Below are 11,995 nucleotides of genomic sequence, written 5' to 3' on the forward strand. Positions count from 1 at the left end.
GCCGAGCCGCGCGCGGATTTCCAGCCCGGCCGTTTCAGCCAGAACTTGACCTTGCCCCGATGGCAAGGTCGAAACTGCGGCAAACCCTGAAGGAGGCAACCTCGATGCAAGTGTTCAACGTACAAGGCATGACCTGCGGCCACTGCGTGAAGGCCGTGACCCGGGCGGTGCAGGAGCAGGACGCGGCGGCGCGGGTGGAGGTGGACCTGGCGGCCCGTCAGGTGCGGGTGCAGAGCGCGCTGGAAGCCGAGCGCATCCTTACCGCGATTCGTGACGAGGGCTACCAGGCCGACGTGGCCTGACCCGTGTAACGCTGCCCCGGGCCCGGCCATGCCGGGCATCGCCAGCAAGGCTGGCGCCTACAGGTATTGCACGGTGCCTGTGGGAGCGGGCTTGCGGCGCTGGAATAACGGCGCAACTGTTACAAAGGTTTTCATTGCAGGGCTCCCATACAGGTAGACTAACGGCACTTGCTTAGCCTGCTATGGATTCCCCATGAACCTGCGAACCTTGCTGATCCTGGGCGCCCTCAGTGCGTTCGGGCCCTTGGCGATCGACTTCTACCTGCCTGCTTTCCCCGCCATGGCCCATGCCTTCGCCACCGACGAGAAGCATGTGCAGACCACGTTGGCCGCCTATTTCCTCGGCCTGTCCCTCGGCCAACTGGCCTACGGCCCGATCGCCGACCGTTTTGGCCGCCGTATCCCGCTGCTGTTCGGCGTCGGCCTGTTCACCCTGGCCTCGCTGGTGTGCGCCTATGCCCCCAACCTCGACAGCCTGATCCTGGCGCGCTTCGTCCAGGCGCTGGGTGGCTGCGCCGGCATGGTGTTATCGCGGGCGATCGTCAGCGACAAATGCGACGCAGTGGCTTCGGCCAAGGTGTTCTCGCAGTTGATGCTGGTCATGGGCCTGGCACCGATTCTTGCGCCGATGCTCGGCGGCGTGCTGGTGAACCTGGCCGGCTGGCAATCGATCTTCCTCGCCCTTAGCCTGTTCAGCGCCGTGTGCCTGCTGGCCGTGGCGCTCGGCTTGCCGGAAAGCCTGCCGGCCTCGGTACCGCGCCAGCCACTGTCCGGCGCCTTGCGCCAGTACCTGCGGCTGCTGGGTGATCGCGTGTTCATCGGCCATGCCTTGACCGGGGGCATCGCGATTGCCGGGATGTTTGCCTACATCGCCGGTTCGCCTTTCGTCTTCATCAAGCTCTACGGTGTGCCGGCCGAGCACTATGGCTGGCTGTTCGGCACCAATGCCGCGGGGTTCATTCTCATGGCCCAGGTCAACGCACGCCTGTTGTCCAAACGTGGCCCGGCGTTCCTGCTGGCGCGCGCGGTGTGGCTGTACCTGGCAGCCGCCATGGCGCTGCTGGGGGTAGCGGCGTGGCACCCGAATGCTTTGTGGCCGCTGTTGCTGCCACTGTTCATCTGCATTGCCAGCCTGGGTTGCATTGCCCCCAATGCCTCGGCGTGCGCCATGAGCGGGCAGGGCGCGCGCGCTGGCAGCGCCTCGGCACTGATGGGCTGCCTGCAGTTCAGTGTCGCCGCCGGTGCGGCGGCGCTGGTCGGGTTGCTGCACGATGGCAGCGCGGTGCCCATGGCCCTGGTGATCAGCCTTTGCGGCGCACTGGTGGTCAGTGTCGCAATGCTGACCCGGCGCTGGCAGTCCAGTCGGCCGGCGTGAGGGGGTGTGGCGCCTTCAGGCGGGTTTCCAGCACGGCGACGAACGCCCGCGCTTCGGCTTCGTTGCGGAAACTCACCACATGTTGATCAAGCTGGACCTGCCAGGGGCAGTTCGGGTTTCGGTTCGACGCACTGACGACAATCTTCATCGCGATCCACCTCCAGTGAGCGAAAGCGGATGAAGTTTAGCGCCACTGTGGGCGCCCGGCATGAGCGAGGCCAGGACTCTGACTGACGGTCATGGTAGGGAGGCAGTGGGAAGCTTTCTGTTTTATCCCAGGTATTTGGTGTAACGGCTTGTCGGTCTTGTCGGGCGGCCTACGTACGGTGGCCGCACACTGTCAGGCGGTAGCCAAGGTATTCCGGGAGTATCGGGCGCAATACGCGGGCTGGCACCCTGAAGTTTCAGGCAAGGCATGCCGCGCGATACCACGGGAGCGGCCTACTTAACGGTTTGGGCGAGCAGCTTATACTGCCGCCGCAATCCAGCGCCCCGGGGAGGCCGGTTGTCGCTATCCGACGAGATCATTCAGGGAGCTCCACAGTCATGAACGCAGTCCGCACCATCAGTCAGGTCGCCGGCCTGATGGCCGACCCCAAGCGCAGCGCCATGCTATGGGCGCTGATCGATGGTTCACCACGGGCGGCGGATGAACTGGCGCTGACCATGGGGCTGAGCCTTGCTTCGGCTTGCGCCCACCTGTCGCTGCTGTCGTCGGCCGGTTTGCTCAAGCTCGAGATCCGCAGGCGCAAACGTTACTTTCGGTTGGCGACACCGCAGGTTGGCGCGGCGGTGGAGGCGCTGGCCAGTGTGCAGGTGAACGGGCATTCGCCCGCGTCCCGAGTAGCGCCGACCCAGGTCCCTCTGTCGATGCGCAGGGCGCGCTTGTGCGGTGAACATCTGGGAGGTGAGATGGCTGCCGACCTGTTCCAGCGCCTGTTGAGCGCGGGTTGGCTGGAGGGCAGCGAACAGCGCCTGTGTGTCAGCCCGCAGGGCAGGGAGCAGTTGGGTGCGTTGGGGCTCTACATCGATGCATTGGCACCGGGGCATCAACGTGGTTGTGTGGTCTGCCACTGCAGCGAATGGAGCGACCAGGGCCCGCACCTGGGCGGCAGCCTCGGGCAGGCGCTGCTCACGCTGTTCCTGCAGTCGGGCTGGATCCGCGAACAGGAAGGAAGCCGGGCGGTGCAGATCACCGCGCTCGGCATCCAGCAGGTCAACGGCATCGCCCGTCTGCCTGTGCTGCAGGTGAGCTAGCGCACCAGGCGGGCGTCCAGGCTGTTCTGCGCCAGGCGCCGAGCCTGGTCCTGGGTCATGCCGAGGTGTTCGTACAAGGCATGGAAGTTCTCGGTGACATAGCCACCGAAATAGGCTGGGTCGTCCGAGTTGACCGTCACTTTCACGCCACGCTCGAGCATGTCGAGGATGTTGTGCTGGCTCATATGCTCGAACACGCACAATTTGGTGTTGGACAGCGGGCAGACGGTCAGCGGGATCTGCTCGTCGATGATGCGCTGCATCAGGCGCTCGTCCTCGATGGCGCGCACGCCATGGTCGATGCGCTGGATCTTCAGCAGGTCGATCGCCTCCCAGATGTACTCGGGTGGGCCTTCCTCACCGGCGTGGGCCACGGTCAGGAAGCCTTCGCTGCGGGCGCGGTCGAAGACACGCTGGAACTTGCTGGGCGGGTGGCCTTTTTCCGAGCTGTCCAGGCCGACGGCGACGAAGGCATCGCGGAAGGGCAGGGCCTGGTCGAGGGTCTTCTGCGCCTCGTCCTCGCTCAGGTGGCGCAGGAAGCTGAGGATCAGGCCGCTGCCGATACCCAGTTGTTCACGACCATCCTTCAAGGCCTGGGTGATGCCGCCCAGTACCACCTCGAAAGGGATGCCCCGGTCGGTGTGGGTCTGCGGGTCGAAGAACGGCTCAGTGTGGATGACGTTCTGCGCCTTGCAACGTTGCAGGTAGGCCCAGGTCAGGTCGTAGAAGTCCTGCTCGGTGCGCAGGACATCGGCACCCTGGTAATAGAGGTCGAGGAATTCCTGCAGGTTGTTGAAGGCATAGGCGCCACGCAGGGTTTCCACATCCGCCCAGGGCAGGGCGATCTTGTTGCGTTCGGCCAGGGCGAACAGCAGTTCGGGCTCCAGCGAGCCCTCCAGGTGCATGTGCAGTTCCGCCTTGGGCAAGGCGTTCAGCCATTCATACATGTGTGCAGTCTCGATCAGGTACGGTTGGCCGACATTCTACAGGGCCTGGCCGGGCATTGCGCTCGGCCAGGCCCTTGATCGGTCAGCCGGCGATCAGCTGGGCCGCGGCCTGGCGGTGGTCGGCGATCAGGCCTTGAACGTCCAGGCCTTCGATCTGGCCGTCGATGACGCGCCACTGGCCACCGACCATCACCCGGTCGGCGCGATCGGCAGCGCACAGCAGCAAGGCCGAGAGCGGATCGTGGCTGCCGGAGAAGCGCAGTTCATCGAGCTTGAACAGCGCCAGGTCCGCCTGCTTGCCCACGGCAAGTTCACCGATGTCGCCGCGGCCCAGCAGTTGCGCCGATCCACGGGTGGCCCAGCCGAGGGCGCGTTCCGGGGTGATCAGCTCGGCGCCGTAGCGCAGGCGTTGCAGGTACAGCGCCTGGCGGGCCTCGAGGATCATGTTCGAGGCGTCGTTGGATGCCGACCCGTCGACGCCCAGGCCTACCGGTGCGCCAGCCGCTTCCAGGTCCACGGTAGGGCAGATGCCCGAAGCCAGGCGCATGTTCGAGCTCGGGCAATGGCAGATGCCGGTGCCGGCCGCGCCCAGGCGGGCGATTTCGTCAGGGTTGAAGTGGATGCCGTGGGCCAGCCAGGTGCGCGGGCCGAGCCAGCCGACGCTGTCCAGGTAGTCCACGGTGCGCAGGCCGAAGCGTTGCAGGCAGAAGTCTTCTTCGTCGAGGGTCTCGGCCAGGTGGGTGTGCAGGCGCACATCCAGCTCTTCGGCCAGTTCGGCGCTGGCGCGCATGATTTCTGGCGTGACCGAAAACGGCGAGCACGGTGCCAGGGCGATCTGGATGCGCGCGCCGTCGCCGCGCTCGTGGTAGCTGTGGATAAGTCGCTGGCTGTCGGCCAGGATCACTTCGCCCTGTTGCACGGTCTGCTGCGGCGGCAGGCCGCCGTCCTTCTCACCCAGGCTCATCGAGCCACGGGTGAGCATGGCGCGCATGCCCAGCTTGCGCACCGCCTCGACCTGCACATCGATGGCGTTGTCCAGGCCTTCGGGGAACAGGTAGTGGTGGTCGGCCGCGGTGGTGCAGCCCGACAGCAGCAGCTCGGCCAGGGCAACCTGGCTGGCCAGTTCCAGCTTGGCTGGCGTGAGGCGCGCCCAGACCGGGTAGAGGGTCTTGAGCCACGGGAACAGGGGCTGGTTGACCACGGGCGCCCAGGCGCGGGTCAGGGTCTGGTAGAAGTGGTGATGGGTGTTGATCAGGCCGGGCAGCACCACGTGCTCACGGGCGTCGAAGACCTGGTCACAGGGCGCGCTGGGCGCTTGCCCGGCGGCGAGCAGTTCAGTGATGCGGCCATCTTCGATCACCAGGCCGCCACGGGCGTCCTGATTGTTGGCGGTGAAGATGGCGAGCGGGGATTTCAACCAGATGCGGGTCGCAGGCATGTTGCCGGCTCCTCTGAAAGTGGGTTCAGGTTAGCCAGCTCAGTGTTGCCCTGTCTGCTGATCCAGGTCCGCCGCGGGGGCGAGGTTTCGAGTCTACTGCCTCGCCACGCGGCTTTCAATTCACCAGGTGAGCGCTTCGCCCTTGTAGTTGATAAAGCGCAGCCCGCCATTGCCGCTGTGCGCCTTGACCTGCTCGAGCATGCCACGGGTGCTGGTGGCCACGTCGATCTCGGCGTTCTCGCCGCCCATGTCGGTCTTCACCCAGCCTGGGTGCATGGCGAGCACGCACAGGTCGGGGCGTTGCAGCTCGACCACGAAGCTGTTGATCATCGAGTTGAGCGCGGCCTTGCTGGCCTTGTACAAGCAGATCTCGCCACCGTCGGGGATGGTCACGCTACCCAGGATCGAGCTCATGAACGCCAGCACGCCGCTGCCTTCGCGAATCTGGCCGGCCAGGCGGCGTGCGACACGGATCGGCGCCACGGCGTTGGTCATGAACAGGTCGCCGATTTCCTGCACCTGGACGCGCTCCAGGTCTTGCGGCAGCGGGCCCATCACCCCGGCGTTGACGAACACCAGGTCGAACACTTCACCGTGCAGGCGCTGTTTGAGGCCGTCGAGTTGAGCGGTGTCATTCATCTCCAGGCGCTCGATGCGCACCCCAGGGATGTCGCCCAGGGCACCCGGTTTCTGTGGGTCGCGCACGGTGGCGATGATGTTCCAGCCATCCTCGTGCAGGCGTTGCACCAGGCCAAGGCCAAGGCCTCGGGAGGCGCCGATGATCAGGGCGGTCTTGTTCAGGGTCATTTCGATGCTCCTTTCAATGATGAGCCTTATGCACAGGCCATGCTGTTCACAGGGTTGCGGCGAGCCAGGGTGACGAGCATAGCCCAGGCGCACCCCTGCTGATCAAAAAATGAGCGGCTGGCTGGGAGGCCGATGCCACCGGCCTTTGCCGGGGTGGTCAACGGGTTATCCACAAGCTGCTCCACAGTTATTGTGTGCAAGCCAAGTCGCGTGGAAACGCCTGTTTTTGAGTGTCCAGGCCGCCTGGGTTGGGGATAACTCACCGGCTTTCAGTCACTTGGATCAATGTCACGCAATTGTGATCAAAATATGCTCAACCTTCTGGAGGCCTTGAAGCACAAGGCCTACATCAGAATGCCCAAAGCTTATCCACAGGCAGGCCCACAGTAGATGTGGGCAACGTTCATTGCCGTTCCAGCAGGATGCGCCCGCGGCTGATGTCCGCGTACTGTTGCTGCAGGGTTTCCAAGTGGCTGTCGCCCAAGGCGATGCGCAGGTCCACGCCGTTGGCAGTGAACTGTTCGTCCAGCACCAGGCCGTCCACTTCCGCCAGGCGCAGCTTCACCAGCGCCAGTTCGCTGAAGGTGCAACTGCAATTGAATTCACTGCGCTGTACCAGCAGCCGTTTGGGCGCCTGCTGCAGGCACTTGTTGGCGCCGCCGCCATAGGCGCGGGCCAGGCCGCCGGTGCCCAGCTGGATACCGCCGTACCAGCGGATCACCAGCACCACCACCTGGTCGCAGTCCTGGGCCTCGATGGCGGCGAGGATCGGCCGCCCGGCGGTGCCGCCAGGTTCGCCATCGTCGCTGCTGCGGTACTGGCCGCCCAGCTTCCAGGCCCAGCAGTTGTGGGTGGCCGCCAGGTCGCTGTGGCGTTCGATGAAGGCCATCGCCTCGGCGGCGCTGCTGATCGGGCCGGCGAGGGTGATGAAGCGGCTCTTGCGGATGTCCTCGCGGAACTCGCAGAGGTCGAGCAGGGTAGAAGGCATAGGTCCGGGTCAGGCGGGCGTGGTGATGCCGCAGCCTTTGAGAATGATGTGGATAAGGTTGTTGCTGGCGTCTTCCATGTCTTGCTTGGTCAGGCGGGTGCGGCCAGTAACCTGGCAGATCTGGGTGGCGAAGTCGGCATAGTGCTGGGTGCTGCCCCAGAGCAGGAAGATCAGGTGCACAGGGTCCACCGGGTCCATCTTGCCGGCGTCGATCCAGGCCTGGAACACCCCGGCGCGACCACGGAACCATTCGCGGTAGTCGGCGCTGAAGTATTCGCTCAGGCACTCGCCGCCGCTGATCACTTCCATGGCGAAGATTCGCGACGCCTGCGGATTGCGTCGGGAGAATTCCATCTTGGTGCGAATGTACTGGCTCAGCGCCTCGGCCGGGTCGTCCTCGACGCTCAGGGCGTTGAAGGTGCTGTCCCACAGCTCGATGATATTGCTCAGCACCGCGATGTACAGGCCCAGCTTGTTGGTGAAGTAGTAATGCAGGTTGGCCTTGGGCAGCCCGGCCTTGAGCGCGATGGTGTTCATGCTCGTGCCCTTGTAGCCGTGGCGGGCGAATTCGTCTTCGGCGGCTTGGATGATGGCCTGCTCGTTCTTCTGGCGGATGCGGCCGGCGGGCTTGCCCGAGGCGGGGGAGCGATGCGCAGGGACTTCTAGGGTCATGGACGATTCCGGACGGGTCGGTGACAACGAATGTTGGACAGATTACCTGCCTGCGCCGAAGTGACAAGCATTAGCGTCAGGCATAGGTATCAGCGTGTCGCAGACAGGCTCTCGAGGAAGCTTTCCAGCACCAGGTTCGGCCTGCGCCCCTTGCGGGTCACCCAGCTCAGGCTCAGGTCGTAGAAGCGTTGCGTGGGCTTCAGTGCGCGCAGGCGGCCTTGCTGCACCCAGAACATGGCGTAGTGGTCAGGCAGGTAGCCGATGTAGCGCCCGGTGAGGATGAGGAAGGCCATACCTTCGCGGTCCGAGGCGCTGGCGGTGCAGTGCAGCGCCTGGTAGTGCGCCTGGATGTCGGCAGGCAGGCGGAAGGTCGGGGCAATGGCGTCCTGGCTGTTGAGGCGCGCGTCATCGATTTGCTGGTCGTCGGCATAGAACAGCGGATGACCGACCGCGCAGTAGAGCAGCGAGCGCTCGCTGTAAAGTGGCTGGTACTCGAGTCCGGACAGTGGGCTGGTCTGCGGTACCACCCCCACATGCAGGCTGCCGTCGAGCACCCCTTGCTCAACCTGGCTGGGTGCGATCATGCGGATCTGGATGTGTACGTCGGGGCCACGGTCCTTCAGTTCGGCCAAGGCGTGGGTGATGCGCATGTGCGGCAGGGTGACCAGGTTGTCGGTCAGGCCGATGTTGAGCTCGCCACGAAGATGCTGGTGCAGGCCATTGACCTCGGTGCGGAACGTTTCCAGGGCGCTGAGCAGTTGCAGTGCCGAATGGTAGACCTCACGGCCTTCCTCGGTCAGCGAGAAACCGGCGCGACCGCGCTGGCACAGGCGCAGGCCCAGGCGTTGCTCGAGGTCGTTCATCTGCTGGCTGATTGCAGAGCGGCCGATGCCCAGCACGTTCTCCGCCGCCGAGAAGCCGCCGCATTCGACGACGCTGCGGTAGATCTTCAACAGGCGGATATCGAAATCGCTGACCTGGGCGAGAGGATCGGGGCGTCGGCTCATTAGTTTAGTTATCCGCTGACTGAAGATTAGAAATGCTGGGTTTTTCGAACTTTATCGCCGTGACAACTTAGCTGCAACAACACCCCATCGTTGCCTAATCGACTTCCGAGGAACCGCCGATGAACATGCCCGAAAACGCCCAGGCCGGCCTGGCCAGCCAGCTCAAGCTGGATGCCCACTGGATGCCTTACACCGCCAACCGCAACTTCCAGCGCGACCCGCGCCTGATCGTGGCGGCCGAAGGCAATTACCTGGTCGATGACAAAGGCCGCAAGATCTTCGACGCCTTGTCGGGGCTGTGGACCTGCGGTGCCGGGCATACCCGCAAGGAAATCAGCGAGGCGGTGGCCCGCCAGGTCGCCACCCTCGACTACTCCCCGGCCTTTCAGTTCGGTCACCCGCTGTCGTTCCAGCTGGCCGAGAAGATCGCCAACCTGGCGCCGGGTGACCTGAACCACGTGTTCTTCACCAACTCCGGTTCCGAATGCGCCGACACCGCGCTGAAGATGGTCCGCGCCTACTGGCGCCTGAAAGGCCAGGCGACCAAGACCAAGATCATTGGCCGCGCCCGTGGCTATCACGGCGTGAACATCGCTGGCACAAGCCTGGGCGGCGTCAACGGCAACCGCAAACTGTTCGGTCAGTTGCTGGATGTCGACCACCTGCCGCACACCGTGCTGCCCGCCAACGTATTCAGCAAAGGCATGCCGGAGGAAGGCGGTATTGCCCTGGCCGACGAAATGCTCAAGCTGATCGAGCTGCATGACGCCTCGAACATCGCTGCAGTGATCGTCGAGCCGCTGGCCGGCTCCGCTGGCGTGCTGCCGCCGCCGAAGGGTTATCTGAAGCGCCTGCGCGAGATCTGCACCCAGCACAACATCCTGCTGATCTTCGACGAAGTCATCACCGGCTTCGGCCGCATGGGCGCCATGACCGGTGCCGAAGCCTTCGGCGTCACCCCGGACCTGATGTGCATCGCCAAGCAGGTCACCAACGGTGCTATCCCCATGGGTGCGGTGGTTGCCACGGGTGAGATCTACCAGACCTTCATGAACCAGCCGACGCCAGAGTACGCGGTGGAATTCCCCCACGGTTACACCTACTCGGCGCACCCGGTGGCCTGCGCCGCGGGCATTGCCGCCCTGGACCTGCTGCAGAAGGAGAACCTGGTGCAGTCCGCCGCCGAGCTGGCGCCGCACTTCGAGAAGTTGCTGCACGGGGTAAAAGGCACCAAGAACGTCGTCGACATCCGCAACTACGGCCTGGCCGGCGCCATCCAGATCGCCGCGCGCGACGGTGACGCTATTGTCCGCCCGTACGAGGCGGCGATGAAGCTGTGGCAAGCCGGCTTCTATGTGCGCTTCGGCGGCGACACCCTGCAGTTCGGGCCAACCTTCAATACCCAGCCGCAGGAACTGGATCGCCTGTTCGACGCGGTGGGCGAAGCCCTGAACAAGGTCGACTGATCTTTCCGAATTCGATGTCAGGCGCGTGAGCATCGCGCGCCTGCTTCCACCTTCTTTATCTGGAGTTCTGCATGAGCATTGTTCAGCACCTGATCCACGGCGAGCTGGTCACCAAGGGCGAACGCACCGCCGACGTCTTCAACCCATCCACCGGCCAGGCCGTGCGCAAGGTCGAACTGGCCAGCCGCGCCACGGTCCAGCAGGCCATCGATTCGGCCAAGGCCGCCTTCCCGGCCTGGCGCAACACGCCACCGGCCAAGCGCGCCCAGGTGATGTTCCGCTTCAAGCAACTGCTTGAGCAGAACGAAGCGAAGATCTCGCAGATGATCAGCGAGGAGCACGGCAAGACCCTGGAAGACGCCGCGGGTGAGCTCAAGCGTGGCATCGAGAACGTCGAGTTTGCCTGCGCTGCCCCTGAAGTGCTGAAAGGCGAGTACAGCCGTAACGTCGGCCCGAACATCGATGCCTGGTCGGACTTCCAGCCACTGGGCGTGGTTGCCGGTATCACCCCGTTCAACTTCCCGGCCATGGTGCCGCTGTGGATGTATCCGCTGGCCATCGCTTGTGGCAACGCCTTCATTCTCAAGCCTTCCGAGCGCGATCCGAGTTCCACGCTGTTCATTGCCCAGTTGCTGCTGGAGGCGGGTCTGCCGAAGGGCATCCTCAATGTCGTGCATGGCGACAAGGAGGCCGTCGACGCGCTGATCGAGGCGCCAGAGGTCAAAGCACTGAGCTTTGTCGGCTCGACCCCGATTGCCGAGTACATCTATGCCGAGGGTACCAAGCGCGGTAAGCGCGTCCAGGCGCTGGGTGGTGCGAAGAACCATGCGGTACTGATGCCGGATGCCGATCTGGATAACGCGGTCAGTGCATTGATGGGGGCGGCCTACGGTTCCTGCGGTGAGCGCTGCATGGCAATTTCGGTGGCTGTGTGTGTGGGCGACCAGGTGGCCGATGCGTTGATTGCCAAGCTGGAGCCGCAGATCAATGCGCTGAAGATTGGTGCTGGCACTTCCTGCGGGCTGGACATGGGGCCGCTGGTGACTGCCGCTGCCCGTGACAAGGTGGTTGGCTATATCGACGACGGCGTTGCGGCTGGCGCCAAGCTGGTGGTCGATGGTCGTGGTTATCGCGTGGCAGGTAACGAGGATGGCTACTTTGTCGGCGGCACGCTGTTCGACAACGTTACGCCTGAGATGCGCATCTATAAGGAAGAGATCTTCGGGCCGGTGCTGTGCGTTGTTCGTGTGAACAGCCTGGAGCAGGCGATGCAGTTGATCAACGAGCATGAATACGGCAACGGTACCTGCATCTTCACCCGTGACGGTGAGGCGGCTCGGTTGTTCTGCGACGAGATCGAAGTGGGCATGGTGGGGGTGAACGTGCCGCTGCCGGTGCCGGTGGCCTATCACAGCTTTGGTGGTTGGAAGCGTTCGCTGTTTGGCGACCTGCATGCCTATGGTCCGGATGGGGTGCGCTTCTATACCCGGCGCAAGGCGATTACCCAGCGCTGGCCGCAGCGTGCCAGCCATGAGGCTTCGCAGTTTGCGTTTCCTAGCCTTTAAGGGTTAGAGGAAAGCGGGGAGGCCGGTAGGTCTCCCCGCTTTGTTTTTGGGGCCTCTTATATAGATAGTGTTGTGGCTGGTGGGTGTCTGTCTTTAGATTGTGTTGGCCTTGAGAGGTGCCTGCCTTGGTTTCTCCAGCGCTCGATCCCAAGGGCGGTGCAGGTGCTGAGC

General features: G+C 64.0%; 12 protein-coding genes. 5 read left to right on the plus strand and 7 right to left on the minus strand.

The genetic code is table 11. The features are described from left to right. Positions 1-104: 104 nt before the first annotated feature. Together PSEEN_RS03130 and PSEEN_RS03135 are read left to right on the plus strand one after the other, a co-directional pair. The gene (locus PSEEN_RS03130) at positions 105-302 is read left to right on the plus strand and encodes a heavy-metal-associated domain-containing protein (protein WP_011532039.1); all 198 of its coding nucleotides are present in this window, start codon (positions 105-107) and stop codon (positions 300-302) included. A 193-nt stretch (positions 303-495) separates the two neighbouring features. Further along, the gene (locus PSEEN_RS03135) at positions 496-1,677 is read left to right on the plus strand and encodes a multidrug effflux MFS transporter (RefSeq protein WP_011532040.1); all 1,182 of its coding nucleotides are present in this window, start codon (positions 496-498) and stop codon (positions 1,675-1,677) included. Here PSEEN_RS03135 and PSEEN_RS25920 read toward each other — a convergent pair. Continuing rightward, a complete protein-coding gene (locus PSEEN_RS25920; protein WP_083789144.1) occupies positions 1,628-1,825 on the minus strand; it encodes a hypothetical protein in 198 nt (65 codons plus the stop codon). The two genes, PSEEN_RS03135 and PSEEN_RS25920, sit on opposite strands and share 50 nt — an antisense overlap. 398 nt (positions 1,826-2,223) lie before the next feature. Here PSEEN_RS25920 and PSEEN_RS03140 point away from each other — a divergent pair, with 398 nt between their 5' ends. Further along, complete coding sequence (locus PSEEN_RS03140; protein WP_011532041.1) at positions 2,224-2,934, plus strand: ArsR/SmtB family transcription factor; 711 nt, start codon at positions 2,224-2,226, stop codon at positions 2,932-2,934. Here the strand turns inward: PSEEN_RS03140 and PSEEN_RS03145 are convergent. The 6 genes from PSEEN_RS03145 to PSEEN_RS03170 form a co-directional block, all read right to left on the minus strand. Next, positions 2,931-3,881 carry an adenosine deaminase gene (locus PSEEN_RS03145; RefSeq protein ID WP_011532042.1) on the minus strand — a complete coding sequence of 317 codons (951 nt, stop codon included), beginning with the start codon at positions 3,879-3,881 and terminating at the stop codon, positions 2,931-2,933. The two genes, PSEEN_RS03140 and PSEEN_RS03145, sit on opposite strands and share 4 nt — an antisense overlap. A gap of 82 nt (positions 3,882-3,963) precedes the next feature. Beyond that, positions 3,964-5,319: an 8-oxoguanine deaminase gene (locus tag PSEEN_RS03150; protein ID WP_011532043.1), complete on the minus strand. Its 1,356-nt coding sequence runs from the start codon at positions 5,317-5,319 to the stop codon at positions 3,964-3,966. A 120-nt stretch (positions 5,320-5,439) separates the two neighbouring features. Further along, the gene (locus PSEEN_RS03155) at positions 5,440-6,126 is read right to left on the minus strand and encodes an SDR family oxidoreductase (RefSeq protein ID WP_011532044.1); all 687 of its coding nucleotides are present in this window, start codon (positions 6,124-6,126) and stop codon (positions 5,440-5,442) included. 403 nt (positions 6,127-6,529) lie between these two features. Beyond that, positions 6,530-7,114, minus strand: a complete 585-nt coding sequence (locus PSEEN_RS03160; protein WP_011532045.1) for an IMPACT family protein — start codon at positions 7,112-7,114, stop codon at positions 6,530-6,532. A 9-nt stretch (positions 7,115-7,123) separates the two neighbouring features. Beyond that, positions 7,124-7,786, minus strand: coding sequence for a TetR/AcrR family transcriptional regulator (locus tag PSEEN_RS03165; protein ID WP_011532046.1), 663 nt, complete (start codon positions 7,784-7,786; stop codon positions 7,124-7,126). 89 nt (positions 7,787-7,875) lie between these two features. Beyond that, the gene (locus PSEEN_RS03170; RefSeq protein ID WP_011532047.1) at positions 7,876-8,793 is read right to left on the minus strand and encodes a LysR family transcriptional regulator; all 918 of its coding nucleotides are present in this window, start codon (positions 8,791-8,793) and stop codon (positions 7,876-7,878) included. A 119-nt stretch (positions 8,794-8,912) separates the two neighbouring features. On the opposite strand from PSEEN_RS03170, the gene aptA reads away from it, so the two are divergent. Both aptA and PSEEN_RS03180 read left to right on the plus strand, forming a co-directional pair. Next, positions 8,913-10,259, plus strand: a complete 1,347-nt coding sequence (gene aptA / locus PSEEN_RS03175) for an omega-aminotransferase AptA (RefSeq protein WP_011532048.1) — start codon at positions 8,913-8,915, stop codon at positions 10,257-10,259. A 71-nt stretch (positions 10,260-10,330) separates the two neighbouring features. Beyond that, on the plus strand, positions 10,331-11,824 hold the full coding sequence (locus PSEEN_RS03180) for a CoA-acylating methylmalonate-semialdehyde dehydrogenase (protein WP_011532049.1): 1,494 nt from the start codon (positions 10,331-10,333) through the stop codon (positions 11,822-11,824). The last annotated feature ends 171 nt before the right edge of the window (positions 11,825-11,995 follow it).

The organism is Pseudomonas entomophila L48 (assembly GCF_000026105.1).
Taxonomy (GTDB): domain Bacteria; phylum Pseudomonadota; class Gammaproteobacteria; order Pseudomonadales; family Pseudomonadaceae; genus Aquipseudomonas; species Aquipseudomonas entomophila.